The 18,444-nt window shown below is 67.1% G+C and carries 15 protein-coding genes; 12 read left to right on the top strand and 3 right to left on the bottom strand.

Annotated features, from left to right (window positions below):
* Positions 1-6 precede the first annotated feature (6 nt).
* Together ACZ7MX_RS22920 and ACZ7MX_RS22915 are read right to left on the bottom strand one after the other, a co-directional pair.
* Positions 7-777: a helix-turn-helix transcriptional regulator gene (locus tag ACZ7MX_RS22920; protein ID WP_472134853.1), complete on the bottom strand. Its 771-nt coding sequence runs from the start codon at positions 775-777 to the stop codon at positions 7-9.
* Positions 778-808: 31 nt separating this feature from the next.
* Positions 809-2,521, bottom strand: a complete 1,713-nt coding sequence (locus ACZ7MX_RS22915; protein WP_472134851.1) for an amidohydrolase — start codon at positions 2,519-2,521, stop codon at positions 809-811.
* Positions 2,522-2,764: 243 nt separating this feature from the next.
* Here ACZ7MX_RS22915 and ACZ7MX_RS22910 point away from each other — a divergent pair, with 243 nt between their 5' ends.
* From ACZ7MX_RS22910 to ACZ7MX_RS22875, 8 genes are all read left to right on the top strand, one after another.
* Entirely contained in the window at positions 2,765-3,301 is a 537-nt protein-coding gene (locus ACZ7MX_RS22910; RefSeq protein WP_472134849.1) for a GNAT family N-acetyltransferase, read from the top strand.
* Positions 3,302-3,673: 372 nt separating this feature from the next.
* The gene (locus tag ACZ7MX_RS22905) at positions 3,674-4,312 is read left to right on the top strand and encodes an FAD/NAD(P)-binding protein (RefSeq protein ID WP_472134847.1); all 639 of its coding nucleotides are present in this window, start codon (positions 3,674-3,676) and stop codon (positions 4,310-4,312) included.
* A gap of 54 nt (positions 4,313-4,366) precedes the next feature.
* Positions 4,367-5,536, top strand: coding sequence for an FAD/NAD(P)-binding protein (locus tag ACZ7MX_RS22900; RefSeq protein WP_472134845.1), 1,170 nt, complete (start codon positions 4,367-4,369; stop codon positions 5,534-5,536).
* A 21-nt stretch (positions 5,537-5,557) separates the two neighbouring features.
* Positions 5,558-6,790 carry an ATP-grasp domain-containing protein gene (locus tag ACZ7MX_RS22895; RefSeq protein ID WP_472134843.1) on the top strand — a complete coding sequence of 411 codons (1,233 nt, stop codon included), beginning with the start codon at positions 5,558-5,560 and terminating at the stop codon, positions 6,788-6,790.
* On the top strand, positions 6,783-8,063 hold the full coding sequence (locus ACZ7MX_RS22890; protein ID WP_472134841.1) for an ATP-grasp domain-containing protein: 1,281 nt from the start codon (positions 6,783-6,785) through the stop codon (positions 8,061-8,063). The genes ACZ7MX_RS22895 and ACZ7MX_RS22890 overlap by 8 nt, the downstream gene beginning before the upstream one ends.
* 11 nt (positions 8,064-8,074) lie before the next feature.
* A complete protein-coding gene (locus ACZ7MX_RS22885) occupies positions 8,075-9,286 on the top strand; it encodes an MFS transporter (RefSeq protein WP_472134839.1) in 1,212 nt (403 codons plus the stop codon).
* The gene (locus tag ACZ7MX_RS22880; RefSeq protein ID WP_472134837.1) at positions 9,283-9,720 is read left to right on the top strand and encodes a cobalamin B12-binding domain-containing protein; all 438 of its coding nucleotides are present in this window, start codon (positions 9,283-9,285) and stop codon (positions 9,718-9,720) included. Before ACZ7MX_RS22885 ends, ACZ7MX_RS22880 begins: the two co-directional genes overlap by 4 nt.
* A gap of 15 nt (positions 9,721-9,735) precedes the next feature.
* The gene (locus ACZ7MX_RS22875; protein ID WP_472134836.1) at positions 9,736-11,013 is read left to right on the top strand and encodes a methylaspartate mutase; all 1,278 of its coding nucleotides are present in this window, start codon (positions 9,736-9,738) and stop codon (positions 11,011-11,013) included.
* A gap of 68 nt (positions 11,014-11,081) precedes the next feature.
* Here ACZ7MX_RS22875 and ACZ7MX_RS22870 read toward each other — a convergent pair whose 3' ends face one another.
* Positions 11,082-13,478, bottom strand: a complete 2,397-nt coding sequence (locus ACZ7MX_RS22870; RefSeq protein WP_472134834.1) for an Orn/Lys/Arg family decarboxylase — start codon at positions 13,476-13,478, stop codon at positions 11,082-11,084.
* Between the two features lie 669 nt (positions 13,479-14,147).
* Here ACZ7MX_RS22870 and ACZ7MX_RS22865 point away from each other — a divergent pair.
* From ACZ7MX_RS22865 to ACZ7MX_RS22850, 4 genes are all read left to right on the top strand, one after another.
* Positions 14,148-14,351, top strand: a complete 204-nt coding sequence (locus tag ACZ7MX_RS22865; protein ID WP_006604579.1) for a cold-shock protein — start codon at positions 14,148-14,150, stop codon at positions 14,349-14,351.
* Between the two features lie 279 nt (positions 14,352-14,630).
* Positions 14,631-16,145 carry a DEAD/DEAH box helicase gene (locus ACZ7MX_RS22860; RefSeq protein ID WP_472134832.1) on the top strand — a complete coding sequence of 505 codons (1,515 nt, stop codon included), beginning with the start codon at positions 14,631-14,633 and terminating at the stop codon, positions 16,143-16,145.
* Between the two features lie 61 nt (positions 16,146-16,206).
* Entirely contained in the window at positions 16,207-16,596 is a 390-nt protein-coding gene (locus tag ACZ7MX_RS22855) for a CBS domain-containing protein (RefSeq protein ID WP_472134830.1), read from the top strand.
* Between the two features lie 1,478 nt (positions 16,597-18,074).
* Complete coding sequence (locus ACZ7MX_RS22850) at positions 18,075-18,401, top strand: MerR family transcriptional regulator (protein WP_472134828.1); 327 nt, start codon at positions 18,075-18,077, stop codon at positions 18,399-18,401.
* The last annotated feature ends 43 nt before the right edge of the window (positions 18,402-18,444 follow it).

Below are 18,444 nucleotides of genomic sequence, written 5' to 3'. Positions count from 1 at the left end.
CTCGCGTCAGCGGGAGGGCTCGATGCCCCAGGCGACGGCTCGGGCGGCGGCGGCCGCGCGGTTGGAGAGGTCCAGCTTGGCGAGGATGTGCTCGATGTGGGTCGCTACGGTGCGCGGCGCGATGAACAACCGCTCGGCGATCTCCCTGTTGGTGCGGCCGGTGGTCAGCTCGGCCAGCACCTGGACCTCCCGTGGCGAGAGCCCGCCAGGCCGGCGCGCGTCCGCGGCGGGGTCGGCCGCGGTGGCCTCCTCGGACGGCGGGCCTCCTCGGGCGACGGCCGCGGCGAGGGCCTCGGTGAGCAGGGTGACCACGGCGCGCGCCGGATCGGGCGCGCGCCGCGGTCGGCGTGTGCTGACGTTCAGCATGCCGACGTACCGGCCGTCGGCGGAGAACAGGCACTGGGCCACGCCGCCCTCGATGCCGAGGGGACGCAGCACTTCCTGGAAGCCCGGGGAGGTGGCCAGGAGTTGCCGAGGGACGTCACTGAGCCAGAGACCACCTCGGGCCGGACTGCGGAGCACGGGGAAGACCGGGTCGTGGTGGAGGCGGGTCTCGATGTAGGCCGTGGCGTCATCCGGGTAGCTCCCGGCCAGGGTGGTGTGGCGCCGGTGCAGCGGATCCCACCGGGTCAGGGAGGCGTGGTCGTACTCCATCACCTCCGACAACGCCGTCAGGACCGTGTCGAGGCCACTCGCGCCGCTCGTGGCGTTCCTGGCGGCCGCACGGACCTGGACGGCCGCGTCCAGGATGTCCGCCGTGCTCCGCTCCAATGGCATCCCCCAAGGATGATCATTTCTCCGGAACAGGTCAATCGCGACGGGCGTCGTGCACGACCTGCCCGTCCACGACCGTGAGGACGACGGGCATCCGCGGGATGTCGTGGGGGTCGGCGCTGAGCAGGTCCCCGTCGAGCACACACAGGTCGGCGACCTTGCCCGGCTCCAGGGAGCCCTTCCAGTCGTCGGCGAAGTCCTGCCAGGCCGCCTCGATCGTGTACGTACGGATCGCCTCGGCCAGGCCGATGCGCTGCTCGGGGCCGCTGACCCGGCCGGCGGCCTTCGACTCACGCAGCACCATGGTGGCGACGCCCTGGCGCCAGTCCGGGTACGTGACGGGGGCGTCGGACCCGCTCGCGACCCGCACGCCGGCGTCGATGGCATCGCGGTAGGGCCATGCGTACGCGGCCCGTTCGGCGCCGACGAACTCCTCCTCCATGTCGGCGACGGTCCATTTGATGGTGGGGTTCATGTTGGCACCGAAGCCGTGCGCGGCCAGCACCTTCATGCTGTGCGGGGTGAGGAAGTCGCCGTGGATGATGTAGTGGCGGGCGTCGGGCCGCGGGTGCTCGGCCACGGCGGCGGCGAAGGCGTCCGCGACGGAGTCGCAGGCCCGGTCGCCGGTGACGTGGACGCCGAGTTGGTGCCCGGCGGCGTGCGCATGCCGGATCATGGCGTCGATCTCCGCGATCCGCTCGGCGTCGGTCTCACCGCCGACGCACAGAGAGCCACAGCCGCCGCCGACGTACGGCTCGTGCATCCAGGCCGTCTTGTTGGGGACGATGCCGTCGGCGAAGATCTTGACTCCGTGGATCGCGAGGCGGCGCGGATCGACGTCGCCGGAGTCACCGGAGTCGTCGAGTGCGGTGAGGGTGCGGGCGAACTCCTCGGCGGTGCTCGCCATTCCGGTGGGCAGGACCAAGACGCCGACGCGGGCGGTCAGTTCGCCGTCGGCCAGCAGCTGGCGGTAGACGTCGAGGGTCTGTGCGCCGAGTGCGCCCCGCATGATGCCGTCGCCGCCGGGGCCGAGCCCGGGCTCGGTGTAGCTGGTCACGCCGAGCCGGGCGAGCGTGGCGAGGGTGGATCTGATCGCGTCGGTCCGCTCCTGCCGGCTGAGCGGCGGCAGCGCGTTCTGCACGAGGGTCTGGGCCCCCTCGTGGAGCAGCCCGGTCGGCTCCCCGGTTTCGTCCACGACGATGGCCCCACCGGGCGGCGCAACGGTGTGCCGATCGATCCCGATGAGCTCCAGTGCCTTGGAATTGACCCAGGTGGCATGCCCGGAGAACGAGTACAGGACGACAGGGTGGTCCGGGCTCACGGCGTCGAGATCGCGCCGCGAGGGCTGCCGCGAAGGATCGGTGACGCACTCGTCGAGGAATCCGGGGTCCCAGCCGTGCCCCGTGACCCACTGCCCGCCCGGTACCCGACCGACGGCTTCCCGTACCGCCTCGGCCACGTCCGCGAGGGAGGAGACGGCGGGATGGCCGAGGTCGAGGGAGAGCGGCGGGCTGGCCATGCCGAAGGCGCATCCGTGCAGATGGGAATCGTTGATGCCGGGAAGCAGCGTCGCTCCCCGCAGGTCGATGACGCGGGTGTCGGGCCCGACGAGCGGCGCGACGTCGTCCCGCCCGCCGACGGCGCTGATGACCCCGCCGGTCACCGCCAGGGCCGAGGCGACGGAGAACTCCGCATCGACCGTGACCACCTTCCCGCCGAGAAACACCAGGTCCGCATACGTGTCCACAGAAGGGTCCTTTCGAAAACCGGGCGCACCTCGGCCGCCCGCAAACGATCTCCCGAGGACTATGAACCCCACCCCCCTCCCCCGCACATCGGTCATCCCACCGATACGCGCTGCGGAGCTTGGCCGGCGCACATGAACCCGCCAACGTCGTCCGCTGACCCAGAGAACGGACAGCCCTCTCGTCCGCGCCGAAGCCTGCTTCGAGCGTGGCCTCCTGAAAGAGCGTTCTGAAACGATTGCCGCGTGACAAGCCATCGCAGCACCAGCGCAGCACCCTGCCGGCAACTGAGCGAACCCCATCGGCTGGACCTGGCCGATCCAGGCACCTTGCGGCAGTTGTGGCAACTTCAGCGCGCTGCCTACGCAGTGGAGGCCGACCTCATCGGATTCGACGGCATCCCGCCGCTGCACGAAACCCTCCAGGAGTTGCGTAGTTGCACGGAGTCCTTCCTCGGAGTCACGGACGGGACCGGGCTGGCCGGAGCCGTGTCCTGGACCCGACTGCACGACGGCACCCTGGATATCTGCCGACTCGTGGTCCATCCCCGTGCACACCGCCGCGGCATCGCGACAGCACTGCTCAACAGCCTCGATGCCATGGAACCCGCAGAAGTGACCGTGGTCTCCACCGGAACCGACAACCAGCCCGCGCTCGCCCTCTACCAGAGACGCGGATTCACTCCCACCAGCAAGCGTCGGATTGCACCTGACGTCACCGTCACACTGCTGGAACGAAAGACCGCTGCGGCACCTGACGGACTGCCGATCCACCACCCTTGACATCTACTCGGCGCGGCGGTCCTTCGAGGCGTAGGGCGGCCATCGCGGGCGCAAGAGGCTCAGCGTCCTCGACCGTCAGGGACCATATGCGGAGAGAGGTGGGCCGGTGAGACGCAGATCACGCCGAGGCGATATTCGCACCCAGCGTGTATGCATAGGGTCGAATGTCCGGATTCCCCGGTCCCTTATGACATGTTCCGTGCCGTCCGCCCCGCTGGCACACCTTGTTTTGGTCACGCTCCGTGGATCACTCCGGTATTCGTTCCCTTTCGTAAATCCATTTACCGGATGATCACTCCGGCATAAAGTCCGATACGGCTCGGACGGAACGCCTGACGTTCCACACTTTCCCCCACCCCAGCGAGGGACCCTGTGAGCGACGTCAACGGCTTACCACACGTCTACCGGATCGCTATCGTCGGATCAGGACCGAGGGGTCTTGCGGTTCTTGAGCGTATTGTGGCGCGACTTCAGAACCCCTCCCCTCGTTCCCGGATCGACATCCACCTGATCGACTCGACCGAAGTCGGGTGCGGCCGCATTTGGCGCACCGACCAGGACGATCTCTACCGGATGAACACCGTCGCCGATGAGGTGACCATGTTCTCCGGTCCCGCGGACAACGGGCCGGTCCGGCCAGGCGCGGGACCGTCGCTCGCAGAATGGTGGCGGTCTTGCGATCCGCAAGTGGGAAGCAATGAATACGCCCCCAGAAAGATTTACGGCCGGTACCTGCGGTTCGTCCTGGACGTAACGAAGAAGACCCTGCCGCCGGAGGTCTCCTTCGAAGGGATTCATGACCGCGTCGTCGACTTATGCCGGGAAGCCGGAGTCTTCCACGTACGCCTCGACAGCGGACGAATCCTCCAAGCCGACAGCGTCGTCCTGGCAACCGGGCACGGCCTTCCTCGCCTTAAGGGGGCCGAGCTCGCCTTTGCGGAGTTCGCCGCCCGAAAGCCGGGAATCCAGTACATCCGAAGCGACTCCCCCGCGGAGATGAACCTCGAATGAATTCCCGCCGGCGCGCCGACCGGGGTCATCGGGCTCGGCCTTTCGGCCTATGACGTGATCTTTTCTTTGACCGAGGGACGTGAAGGAAAGTTCCTGGAGGTCGCGGAGAACGAGTACAGCTACCAGCCCAGCGGTCACGAGCCGCTGATCATCGCGGGCTCCCGCAGCGGGCTGCCGCTGCCCGCCCGGGGGCGGAACCAGAAGGCGCCCGACTACTCCTACCGGCCCACTCTGTTCAAGGCCGACGAGATCCTTGAAAGGTCTTCCGGTCGCCCCCTGGACTTCCGGTCGGACGTCGCCCCGTGGGTGCTCGCTGAGATGCATCTGGTGTATTTCTCAACGCTTGTGTGCGATCTGGCCGGCGCATCCTCAGAGGCTGCTTTCGTCGAGGAGGTCAGGGAGCAAGGAGCCATCGATGCCCTGACGATCAGGGACGTCGCCCGGGCCTTCGGCGTCCACGCCGAACCTGTCGACTTCTTCGCCCTGGCGCGCCCGTTCGACGGGCTCTCCTACGAATCGCCCGAGAACTTCACGCACCATGTGTTGGCGTTCATGCGCAGGGACCTCCAACACGCCGAGGCCGGGAACCGGCTCGATCCGCTCAAGGCCGCGCTGGACGTCCTGAGAGATACGCGCAGCGAGATACGTAGACTGGTGGACTTTTCGGGGCTCACCGCGCAATCACACGCGAACGATTTCCTCGGATGGTTCAGCCCCCGAAGCTCCCTGCTGTCTTCGGGGCCGCCGAGGAAACGCGTCTATCAGTTGCTCGCGCTTCTCGAAGCCGGGATCGTGCGCATCGCCGGCCCGGGTGCCCGCTTCGGTGTTGGTGAAGCCACCGGCCGGTTCACCATCGGATCGTCGGCAGTCACCGGCTCCGAGACGGAACTCGACGTGCTCATCGATGCCAGGATTCCCGGTACGCATCTGTCCCGGGACACCTCCCGCCTCCTGGTCAACCTCCGCGATCGGGGGGTGTTGACGGAATACGTCAATCCCAACGGAGTGACCGCCTTCAGAACCGGCGGGGTCGCGACGACAGGCTCCCCTTTCCATCCGGTGGCACGAGACGGCTCGTCGTCCGAGGGCTTGCACGTGATCGGCATTCCGACCGAGAACACTCGCTGGTTCACCTTCGTCGGAAGCGGCAGGCCCGGCCCCTGGAATGAATTCTTCAATGACGCGGACGCAATAGCCAAACATATACTCAGCAGAGCAGGATGAGGCATCGTGGAAAACATAATCATGTCGCCGCTCAAGGTGTTGCTCCGCAATACACCGCAGGAATGGTCCGACGCCACCCAGAACACAGCCCACTTATTGACGGGCACAGACCAGGACCATCCGCCGGAATGGATCGAGGCTCATTATGGTGGCGCATTCCCGAAAATTGAGTGCTTCCAGAATTATGCGATGAACGACCTGGTCGGTAAGCGGGCCGACCACCTGCTCGCGAACGGCGGGTTCAAGCGGATCATTCCCATGGCGGAGGCCGACGTCCTGCGAGCGGCATGGCTGCGCGAACGACACGGGCTGACGGGTATCCCTCCTGAGGACGCGGTCTACCTGCGGGACAAGTTCCTCATGAAGCAGTGCGCATCTGCGGCAGGCGTTCCGGTGGCCGAGTTCAGGAAGGTCCGCAACGCCTTCGAGCTGCTCGACTTCGCCGACGTGGTCGGCTTCCCGTTCGTGCTGAAGCCGATCTCGGGCAAGGGATCGGCCGAGACCTTCATCCTGGACTCGGAGGCGGAGCTGGACTCCCTGCTGAGTGCGGGAATCTTCGCCGGAATCGACCGCGAGCCGGACATGCTCGCCGAAGCCTTCGTCGACGGGACCCAGCTACGTGTCGACGGCTACTACTCCCAGGGCGTCTGCCGCTTCATGAGCGCGGCCCGGTACATCGGCAGTCATATCGATTTCCTGCACGGCGGCTTCATGGGCAGCACGATGCTCGACGCCCGCAGCGACCTTTCCCGGGAAGTCATCGGATTCACCAGGAATCTTCTGGAGAAGGTGCTTCCCTTCGGACCCGACGGGCTCTTCCACGTGGAGCTCTGGCAGCGTCCGGACGGCACGCTCGTCCTCGGCGAGGCCGCACAGCGGCTCGGTGGCGGCTCGATATTCGAGGAGAACCGGGCCAGTTTCGGGGTCGATTTCAAGATGGCCGCGGTCCGTGCGTTCTGCGGGTTCGCACCACATGACTGGCCGGCGACGGAAGCCCTGCAACAGCGGATCTCGGGGCAGACGACGATCTCTCCCCGACCTGGGGTCCTGACCAAGGTTCCCCAGTCAACTCCGTTCGACTGGGTGCTGGACTACACGCACGCCCCTGCCGGACGCCGCTACCAGGCCATGCGGCACACCAACGGCGAGATAGCGACCTTCCTCGTTTCCGGCGCGACCAGTGACCAGGTCGAAGAGCGTCTTCGCACCTGTGTCGACTGGTTCTACGCGAACACGGAGTGGTCGGATGCCTGAGGAAACGGCAGCGATTGCCGAACACCTCCTCATGATCGGTGGAGCACGCGAGGTCCCGAGGAACTGCTTACAGGCCGCTCCCGGACTGCGGATCAGCGTGATCTGCCGGCAGGAGGTTGAGAACAAGGTCTGGGACAGGGAGGACCTGCACCGTCTGCTGATCCTCGATCGTGAGACCGGTCGGGAGGAATGGCTGGGCATCGCCAGGGCCATCCATGAGCACGACCGCATCGACGCGATCGTCAATTTCACCGAGTCCGATGCGGACAAGACCGGCTACATCGCCGAGAAGCTGGGGTTGAGGTGCTACTCCGAGCAAACCGCTCAGTGGGTCACCGATAAGTACCTCATGCGCGCCCGCCTGAGCGAGACGGGTGTCGATGACACTCCCGCGAAGAAGATCGTCGGTGCGGACGAGCTCGCCAAGGCCGCCGGGGAGCTCGGATACCCCGTCATGTGCAAGCCCGCAGGAGGTATCGGAAGCCGGGGCATCAGCAAACTGGCGTCGCCCGCGGACGTCCCCCAGGCCTTCACATGGAGTATGGAGGGAACCTCAGGCCTGGACGCGGAAGAGCTGATAGTCGAGCCCTTCCACCAGGGCCGGGAGTTCAGCGTCGAGTGCATCAGCGAAGCAGGCCGGCACTTCGTGGCAGGGATCACCCAAAAGTCCATCGACCAGGACAGCTTCGTCGAGGTCGGGCACCTGGTGCCGGCTCCGCTTCCCGAAGCGGAGGCGGCGGCCATCGGCGACACCGTTCGCCGGATGCTGGACGCGCTTGAGGTGCGGGACGGCGCAACCCACACCGAGGTGATCCTCACCGGGAACGATGTCCGGATCATCGAGACCCATCTGCGCTACGGCGGCGACAGGATCCCCCACATGCTCTCGGCCGCGACGGGGATCGATATCCAGAAGGCCTGGGCTCGTCAGGCGGTCGGCCACTCGATCAGCGCGGAGATCGAGGAGGCGATGAGACGTCACCGGAGCGGCGAACGCGCGGACTTCGCCGCGATCCAATATCGATGCGCCGACCGCCGGGGCGTGCTCACCGCAGTCCACGGCGTCGAGGACGCTCAGCGGATGCCGGGCGTGAGGGAGGTCGCCGCTGTTGCCGCTGTCGGTGAGCAGGTCGGCGATCTCACCGGTTCGCTCGCGCGGCTCGCCTTCGCCTGGGCGCTCGGCGCGACGCCGGAGGAAGCCGCCGAGCGTGCTCGGGCGGCAGTGGGCTCGCTCACCTTCGACCTCGACCACGAACCGGAATGCCGCCCGTGATGCTGCGATCCATGTCGACCAGTGTCCGCTTACTGGGCACAGCGGTCTTCTTCAACCTGCTGGGCCGGGGCGCCTTCATGGCCTCCTCGGCGCTGTATTTCACCAAGTTCGCGGGGGTGACGCCCGGCCAGCTCGGCGTGGGACTCACCATCGCCGGCGCCACCGGCCTCCTCTCCGGTGTCCCGTTCGGGCACCTCGCTGATCGGCGGGGCCAGCGTGACGTGGCCGCCGTGCTCCTGATCCTCAGCGCGCTGGCCGCCGTGTTCTTCCTGGTGGTCGACGGAATCCTCCAATTCACGGCGGTCGCCGTCGTGTTCACGTTCATCGAGAGAGGCGCCTACGCGGCGCGGCAGGCGGTTCTTTCGACCCTGACCGCCGGTGAAGATGCGACCCTGGCGAGAGCCCAGATCCGCACGATCGGCAATCTGGGCGTCGCGATCGGCAGCGGTATCGCCGGCCTGGCGATCTGGGTCGACACCCGCGAGGCCTATATGGCCGTGATCGGCTTCAACGCGGCGTCCTATCTCCTCTGCGGTCTCATCCTCTTCGCGCTGCCTCGCATCGCGGCCGTGCCGGTGAAACCCGGCGCCGCCAAGCTGCCGGTCCTGCGGGACCGCCGGTATGCGGCCGCCACGATGGTGAACATGATCATGGTGATCCATTTCGCCATGCTCGACATTGGATTCCCGTTGTGGATCGTGCAGCACACCAGTGCCCCGCATTGGATGGCGGCGGTGCTGATTCTCTTCAACACCGTGGGCTGCGTCCTGTTTCAGGTATCCGCGTCACGCAGGATCGGAACGCTCGACTCGGCACGGCGGTCGTGGCGGCTGGCCGGCTTCCTGTTCCTCGGCGCCTGCGTTCTCACCGGCCTGACAAACGGCGTTTCCGGAATCGGCGCCTGTGTCCTCTTGCTCGTCGCGGCGGGCCTCCATCTCTACGGAGAGATCATCCAGTCGGCAGCCGGCTGGGTGATCAGCATTGACCTCGCTCCTTCCGGTCAGAACGGCCAGTACCAGGGACTCTTCACCACGGGATTCGCGTTCTCCCAAATGGTCGCCCCATTCGTCATCTCGACCCTGGTCATCGAGAACGGATCGATCGGCTGGATTGGTCTCGGTGCGACGTTCGCGCTCGCCGGGATTGCCATGACCCCGGTGCTGCGCACCGCCGACGGAGCGCCATCGGCCGGCCCTTGCGACAAGGAGATAGCCCGCTCATGAGTTCTCGGCCCCCCGTGGCGGTTGTCACCACCATCAGCTCTGACGCCCACACTTGGAACCTGGTCTATCTGCAGCTCTTTCTCGAAGAGCGCGGGTGGCAGGTGATCAATCTCGGCCCCTGCACCCCGACCGGACTTGTGGTCGAGTCCCTCACCGAGTCGGATGTCGATCTCCTCCTGGTCAGCACCGTCAACGGCCATGGCCTCCTGGAGGCTCCTTCCCTGCTCGACGCCGTCTTTCACGTGCCGGAGCGAGTCCGCCCGCCTGTCGTCCTCGGTGGCAAGCTCAACACCCACGGAGAGGTCAATGACGACGAAGTACGGCGTTTACGCGATATGGGCTTTGCCGAGGTGTTCGTCGGAGAGACGGCCGTCGATGCGTTCCGCTCGTACCTGTCCAGCCTGTCGGTAAGTTCAACGGCGACCGCGGCGTAAGGATCGGCAATCGGTATGGTGCAGATATCCAGCCTCGGCACGTATGTCGCCGAGGCAAGCAACCGGGGTGAACTGGTTGTTCAACCCCGCATGGGCTTCGCCGGCCCTGAACTCATGAGGGCCGGTCTCGATGCGACCCGGGGTGCCGGCCCTCGTGTGGTGGGGACCATCACCCTGGACAGTTTCACGCGCACAGGGCAGTTCCTACGGGCCGGCCGAGCCATCGCTTCAGGTGAGTCACTCAACGGCTACCCGCTCGTATCGCACAGCGATTCGAGCAATTCCCTGCTCTTGCGCGGCATGGACCTGGACGCTTTCCCCGTTCAGGTCAGGCATGGATCCCCCAAGCCCCAGGACATCTTTCGCACCATGCTCAGATTCGGTCTCACCGTTTCCGAGGGAGGTCCGGTTTCCTACTGCCTGCCCTACAGCAGGGTGCCACTGCGGGAATCCATCGACGCCTGGGCAGAGGGATGTCAGATCCTTGCGGAAGGCGGGCAGGGTTCCGCACATCTTGAGACCTTCGGCGGGTGCATGCTGGGGCAGCTGTGTCCACCGAGTCTTCTGGTCGCCCTCAGCGTCCTCGAATGCCTTTTCTTCGTCGAGAACGGCATCCGCAGCGTTTCCCTCAGCTACGCCCAGCAGTCAAATCCACAGCAAGACCTCGACGCGATCCTGGCTCTGCGTACCCTCGCCGAGGAACACCTCAGCGATATCGACTGGCACGTGGTCCTCTACACCTTCATGGGGGTCTACCCCAAGTCGACGGACGGCGCCACCGCGCTTCTTCGAGAGAGCGCCGAACTTGCAGCAACCTCCGGCTGCGAACGTCTCATTGTCAAGACAATGGTCGAATCCCAACGGATCCCCACCATCGCGGAGAATGTCGCTGCCCTCCGCATCGCCGCGAACGCCGCGAACGCCGCCCACGGTGTCCCCCGCTCCGCGCGCCTTCCAAGACGCGAAGTGCTTCACGAGGCGTCAGCGCTCATCAACACCACGCTCTCCCTCAAGACCACGGTGGGCGATTCCCTCCACGAGGCGTTCCGCCTCGGCCTGCTCGACGTCCCCTACTGCCTCCACCAGGACAACAGAAACCAAACGCGCACCTCGATCGACAGCAACGGCTCCCTCTGGTGGGCGTCCAGGGGCAGCATGCCCCTCCCCGCACAGTCACCACCGGACGAACCAGGAGGAGCCGCCGACCGCCTCCTCCAGATGCTCTCCTTCAACCAGCACCGCTTCGACGCCCTCCGGCCACGCACTCTCACCGGCGGGCTGTCCGACCGGTGATCACACATGCAGAAAGTGCCGGGCATCGCCACCCGGTCCGGGGCAGGGGCATGCCTGGTGCCTTGGGGTCAGTCTGTGGGTAGTTGGGGGCTGAGCGGCTGCGGCGTCGGTGTCTTGTAGTGCTCTCTGGCCGTGCGGCCGGTTTGCTGGGCGGGGATCTGGCGTACGCATTCGATGAGGTAGTCGCCGGTGTCCGGAGCGACGGTGACGCCGTGGGTCTCGCTGCGGAAGCCGGGGAAGCGCCGGTCGAAGGACTCCAGGGCAGTCAGGTACCGCAGCAGCGGGCCGTCGGGGGTGCCGGTGTTTTCGCCGGGCATGAGGACGGGGATGCCCGGCGGGGTGACGGTGACCATGGCGGCGGCCACCCGATCGGCCGCGTCGGTCAGCCTCACGCGCTCGGTGCCGCCGCGGATGAGGCGCTGGTAGCAGTGCTGGGGCGGGGTAACGGGCTCGGGCAGGTCTTGGAAGGCGGTGTCGAGCAGCTCGACCAGGCGGGCATCGCGCAGGTGGTGGTGCATCTCCTGGCACAGTTGGCGCAGGGTCTGGCCGGTGTAGCGGTGGGGGTGGGCGGCGACCAGCTCGGGCAGCACCCGCTCCAGGGGTGCGTTGTGGTCGTAGAGCGTTTTGAAGTCCATGAGGGCGTCCATGAGAGTCCCCCACTTGCCCTTGGTGATCCCCATGGAGAAGAGGATGAGCGTGGTGTAGCTGTCCGTCTTCTCCACCACGATGTCCCTGGTGGCCAGGTAAGCGGTGAGGACGCGGGCAGGGATGCCCCAGGGGGCGATCCGTCCGGTGGCGTCGATGCCGGGGCAGGTGAGGGTGACCTTGATGGGGTCGAGCAGGCAGTAGCCCTCGGTCAGTCCGGCGAAACCGTGCCAGTCGGCGTCGGGCTCCAGCTGCCAGCAGGACGGTTCGGTGCGCAGCAGTTCAAGCGGTGCGTCGGCGAAGGGAAGACGCTCGCCGGTGGCCGGGTCGGTCACGGTCTCGGGTTGCCAGACACCGAAGAACCAGTCGGGCCGGTCGTCGGCGGCGGCGATGCGCCGGGCGACGCGTACGACCGTCTGGCGAAAGCGGATGGCTTCGGTCACCGCTTCGTCGATAAGGCAGTGGCCTTGGGGGCCGTCCATCATCGCGGCCGCGACGTCGAGGGAGGCGATCATCGGATACAGCGGTGAGGTGGTGCCGTGCATCATGAACGCCTCGTTGAACCGGTCGTGCTCCACCGGCGCCCGGGGTGCGGATTTGATGTGCACCATGGCGCTCTGTGACAGAGCGGCCAGCAGCTTGTGGGTGGACTGGGTGGAGAAGACGGTGGGGCGTTCGGGGCCGGGGAAGGTTTCGGGGCCCACCGCCATGCCGTAGCGGCCGGCGTAAAGGGGGTGGAAGCGGGCGTAGGCGAACCAGGCTTCGTCGAAGTGGAGCCGAGGGGTACTGGGTGCGAGGGCCTGGGCGACCTGGAGGGTGTCGTAACACAGGCCGTCGTAGGTGGAGTTCGTCAGCACCGCGTACTGGGCCCTGGGCGAGACGGCTCCCTGGGTCAGGGGGTTGCGGCTGGTCCGGGAGGCGACCGACTGTGCCTGAATCTCGGCGGGCGGCAGGGGGCCCGCCAGTCCGTAGCCGTTGCGGGTGGGGACCAGGTAGACCGGCCTGGCGCCGGAGAGGACCAGGCCGTGCAGCACCGACTTGTGGCAGTTGCGGTCCACCAGTGCGATCTCGTCCTGGGTGACGCTGAAATGACCGACCATCCGGTCGCAGGTGGAGTCGCCGTGGAGTACGAAGTAGGTGCGGTCGGCGCCGAAGACGCGGGCGGCATTGCGCTCGGCGTCACCTACCGGGCCGGTGTGTTCGAAGAGGGAACCGAGTTCCTCCACGGAGATCGACAGGTCGCTGCGCAGCAGCCGTTCTCCGAAGTAGTCGTGGAAGGCCCGGCCGACGGGGGACTTGAGGAAGGCGACACCGCCGGAGTGGGCGGGGGTGTGCCAGGAGTACTCGTGCGCGTGGTCGAAGCGGCGCAATGCCTTGAAGAACGGTGGGAGCAGGTTGTGCTGGTAGCCGCGGGCGGCGCTGGCGATGCGTCCGGCGATGAAGGGTGCGGTGTCTTCGAGCGGCCAGATGTAGCCGATCACCGTTTCGGCCACCCACAGGGGCAGGTGTTCCAGGTCTTCGCCGTCCGTGACCAGGAAAACGGGGAGATTCTGGAAGCGCCGGCCGGCGTGACGCAGTACCTCGGCGCCGCCTGTTTCGCCGCCTTCTCCGGCGGCCTGGGGAAGGTCCCAGTCGATCACGGCGGCGGCCATGCCGGCCTCGGTTCGCAGCACTGCCTGGGCATCGTCGGCTGTGGTGGCCCAGCGCACGTCAAGCCCTCGGGTCTCCAACTCGTTGCGAATTCTGCGCAGTTGCTCCGCGGCGACGCCTTGACTCTGTGGGAACTCGCGTACCGCGAACAGAACCGTCCCGTCGGTCATAGTGGCCCCTCTGCTTGCGCGTATCGGCGCATGGTCTGCTCGTGCGCACCATGCCTGCTGTCCGAGAGGCAACCGGAAGATCACCGGATGCGGCCCCGTGGCCGGGCGAAACCACTCCGAGGAGGGAAACGGGAAACGCCGCATCTGACCGCTATGCGAACGCTTGCGGCGGCGGACCTCGGCGGGTCTGCTCCCTGCTGAGCGCTACGGGTCCCGCGGCGGGCTGACCGGCGCCGCGGGGTGAACCGGTGACGGTCCACTGGTTGACGTGCTGACGGTCGCACGGCGCCGTTCGGCCATGCACGGAGGGTGCCCGGCCGACGCCTGCGGAGCCTGGGCGGTGGCCGAGGAGATCGGCGTATTTCCGGTCGAATACGGGCGAGCACCGATTCCGAATATCTCCTGCCGCAACTACAGAATTTACCACCGGTGGGGTGAGGATTTTTTACGCTCTCGAAAGCGTCGGGGTCAAGTGCCGCGCATGGCCGCCAAGACCGTGCTACCGTCGATCTTCAGTTGCAGTTGTGGTTCCCAGACTTCAAGCGTCTCGCCGTCGTACATGGCGGAGCGCTTTCGTATTTCCGGTGCTTATTTCCGGACGGGCAATCAACGCAGCGATACGGAGCTCGCACGGTGCGGGCTCCGGGCACTGCCCGAAGGAGATATGACATGGCTACTGGCACCGTGAAGTGGTTCAACTCGGAAAAGGGCTTCGGCTTCATCGAGCAGGACGGTGGCGGCGCTGACGTCTTCGCCCACTACTCGAACATCGCCGCCCAGGGCTTCCGTGAGCTGCAGGAAGGCCAGAAGGTGAGCTTCGACGTCACGCAGGGCCAGAAGGGCCCGCAGGCCGAGAACATCGTTCCCGCCTGACGCTCACGCGTAACACCGTAGCTGGGGCCCGCACCTTGGGTGCGGGCCCCAGCTCGTTGCTTTTTTCGGCCCCGTGTGCCGCACCACGGCCGCACACGCGGCGCGCGGGCAGCCAGGCCATTCTTTGCGGCGTTGCCGGCCCCACTTGGGCGCACACGGCCGCCATATTTTCGCCCCGCTTCGTTCTCTCTCATTTCACCGGTTCGTTCTTGCGATTCTTTGTGTGCGGCTCATTGCCTCCGGGAATTCCTCGACGCACCGCATCGAGGAAGGTTCTCCATGAACCGCACAGCTCGCACGAATGACCGCTACTCCCGCTCTGCCGGCTCGTCCGGCTCAGGCCGTGGCGGCTACCGCCCCGGAGGGTCGAACCGCTCGGGCGCGGGTCGTTCCGGGGGTCGCGGACGGCGCCCCGCGTCACTGCAGGGAGAGTTCGCCCTGCCCGTCACCCACACTCCCGCCCTGCCCCCGGCCGAAACATTCGCCGAGCTGGACATGCCGTCGGCGCTGCTGGCGGCCCTGAGCGCGGAAGGCATGTCCGCCCCGTTCCCCATCCAGGCCGCCACTCTGCCGAACTCGTTGGCCGGACGCGATGTCCTCGGCCGCGGTCGCACCGGATCGGGCAAGACGCTGGCCTTCGGTCTGGCCCTGCTGGCCCGTACCGCCGGGCAGCGCGCCGAGCCCCGCCAGCCACTGGCACTGGTCCTGGTCCCCACCCGGGAACTGGCCCAGCAAGTCACCGACGCCCTCACCCCCTACGCCCGGTCGCTCAAGCTGCGGCTGGCCACCGTCGTCGGCGGAATGTCGATCGGTCGCCAGGCCAGCGCACTGCGAGGCGGGGTCGAGGTGGTCGTCGCCACGCCGGGACGGCTCAAGGACCTCATCGAGCGTGGTGACTGCCGGCTGAACCAGGTCGGCATCACCGTGCTGGACGAGGCCGACCAGATGGCCGACATGGGCTTCATGCCCCAGGTCACCGCCCTGCTCGAACAGGTTCGGCCCGAGGGGCAGCGGATGCTCTTCTCGGCGACCCTGGACCGCAACGTCGATCTCCTGGTCCGGCGCTACCTGACGGACCCGGTGGTCCACTCCGTCGATCCTTCGGCGGGCGCGGTCACGACGATGGAGCACCACGTGCTGCACGTCCAAGGCGCCGACAAGCACGCCACCACCACCGAGATCGCCGCCCGCGAAGGCCGGTCGATCATGTTCCTGGACACCAAGCATGCCGTGGACAACCTCACCCAGCATTTGCTGAACAGCGGTGTCCGCGCCGCGGCCCTGCACGGCGGCAAGTCCCAGCCCCAGCGCACCCGCACCCTGGCCCAGTTCAAGGCCGGCCACGTCACCGTCCTGGTGGCCACCAACGTCGCGGCCCGCGGCATCCACGTCGACAACCTCGATCTCGTCGTCAACGTCGACCCGCCCAGCGACCACAAGGACTACCTGCACCGCGGTGGCCGTACCGCGCGCGCCGGCGAGTCCGGCAGCGTCGTCACCCTCGTCCTGCCCAACCAGCGCCGCACCATGAACCGCCTGATGGCGGACGCGGGCATCACCCCGCAGACCACCCAGGTCCGCTCCGGCGAGGCCGAACTGAGTCGCATCACCGGCGCCCAGGCACCCTCCGGCACCCCGGTCACCATCGCCGCACCAGTCGTCGAACGTGCCAAGCGCAGCGGCTCCTCCGCACGCGGCCGCCGCAGCCGCCCCGCCCGGGCCCGCCGTGTCGCCGGATCAGCCCGAACCGCAACACCCACGGCGCGGCAGACCTCGTCGACCCCGACCGCCTAGACCGGTTCCGGACGATCACGCTCGGCTCGTCGGATCACCATCTTCACGGAGGCTTGCGTTGATGCTGCAGAGCCACCCCCAGGCGGACCGCTCCGGCAAAGCAGCCGGCGACGTCATGTCGTCGCCGGGACCACAGGTCGGCGACGACATGATCGTCGACGTGGCCCTGTCCGTCCTCATCGGGGCCCGTGCCGACCATCTCCTCGTCCGTGACGAGGACGGGCGCTGTACGGGCCTGATCACCCTTTCCCAGCTCACGGCCCACGACCAAAGCTCCTGGTACACCGAGGAAACCCGGTTGCGGGACCTCAGCTACGACCGTGGGCCCTTCACTTCGCCCGTGACATCTGCACACGACGCGGAACGCGCCATGCGTCAACGCGCGCTGCGGGCCTCACCCGTGATCGGAGAGAACGGCCACGCCCTCGGCGTCGTCGTCCTCACCCCTTGATCCCTCTCCGCCCGGGCCGGCGATCCGTTGCCGGCTTCTCTTCGACCTCGTCGAGGCACTAGGCGCGTCGTCGTCGCCGCTGCCCTTTCGACCTGCTCAAGGTAATGGCGGCGACCGATGAGCACGGGCTCAGCCGTGACGGCCTCGGCTTTGATACCCCTCATCGCTTTGACGGGGTCACACCAGGAGACGGCGTCGGCCTTGCTGGGGCACCCGGCCCGAGCAAGGCCGGACCGCTGCGGGGCAAAGTATCCGCCCCGCAGCGGCCGACTCAGCGGTCGGAGTAGCGCTCGGCTCCTACAGTCCAGGCGCCGGCATCCCCCTGGCGACGCGGTACGTACCGCCCGTCCCGGGAAGGCCGGGACTTCCGTGCAGGTCCGGGTGGGCATGGAAATTACCGGCAGGTATACCGCGAGTAGTGAGTTGCCCACTCTCGGGCGAGTTCCGTGAGATGACCGGTCACAGGTCGTGTACACCGCGAGATGGATGATGTGCCCCCAGACGATCCAGCACTGCGGATCACGTGCCCTCCGAAGCCGCCGGTGCCGCCGTTGAGTCAGAGGTGCGTTCGCGTAGGGGCGCCGGCAGGGGCGTCGGGCTGAGGTCGCTGGCGGCGCCATTCACTGGCTGCGCCGCGGTCCGCGCGGTGGCGCTGACTTCGAGGGTGTAGGGGCCGCCTCCCGGCGCAGGGCATTGGTGGTGCGTTCGGGGACCACCAGGGCGAGGGTTCGCCGCGGCCTTGGAAGCCAGGGCGTCGGCGCAGGCACGGGCGACACCGCGGGCGCGTGGGGTGCTGGCAGCTGTCCTCTTCGAGGTCGAGCGGGGGTCTCGGAGCAGTCGTGGGTTGTCGTCGTGTCGTTCATGCGCCCACACCCGGCTTGGGTCGGTTGCGCCGCCGGGCTCAGCCTGCGCCCGCCGGGCCGGTCTTCCACCATGGATGGCACTCTTCCGGGTGCGCATGAGGCAGAAGCCCACTCGCTGAGTGTTGAGAAAATCTGTCACGGCGAGAGTAGACATGGGCGCGTGCGGGGGTTAGTGTTTTCTCGTACCCAGGAAGTCGAAGAGGGCACGGCAGAGATGAACTGCCGTGCGAGCAAGTCAGGCAGGATGCGGAACGGCAGTGGAGCGGAGGGGCCGGAAATGGTGGGTTCCTTCACTGGCTGCCGGGCCGAGCGGCCCCAGGGGCCGCATGCAGTACCCGCGATATCCAGCAGTACAACCGAGTAACCGAATGAGATAAGGAGCAGACGCCATCAGGATCGCCCGGGCGAGGAAGAACACCGCTCGGGTACCGCAGGCCCCGGATTGGAAGGTGGTCCCCGGTCACGCATCCGCGATCCCCGCACTTCTGCCCTCCCAGGCAGACCTGCGGAACAAGAAGGCCGGCGCAGTCAGCCGGTAGATGGTGTTAAAAGCTCGGGGCCCGGGTGCCAGTACGGCACTCGGGCCCCTCGACGCGTCCCCGAAAGAAGAGGTCTATGCCCCCTCGCAGTTCCCGCCCCGTCGACAAGTTCGACGACGACGACTACCCCGCCTACACCATGGGCCGGGCCGCCGAAATGCTCGGCACCACCCCCGCCTTCCTCCGCGCTCTCGGCGAGCACCGCCTGATCACCCCGCTGCGCTCCGAAGGCGGTCATCGCCGCTACTCCCGCTACCAACTGCGCATCGCCGCCCGCGCCCGCGAACTCGTCGACGACGGCACCCCCATCGAAGCCGCCTGCCGCATCATCATCCTCGAAGACCAACTCGAAGAAGCCCAGCGCATCAACGAAGAACTGCGCGCCCACGGCGCTACCTCCTAACGGCGTGTTGAGACCGCCCTGCCGTGCTGAGCACCGCTGCGGC

Source organism: Streptomyces sp. NPDC107765, assembly GCF_055657085.1.
The sequence above is the reverse complement of the archived record's forward strand: the minus strand, read 5'-3'. Positions and strand labels throughout refer to the sequence as shown.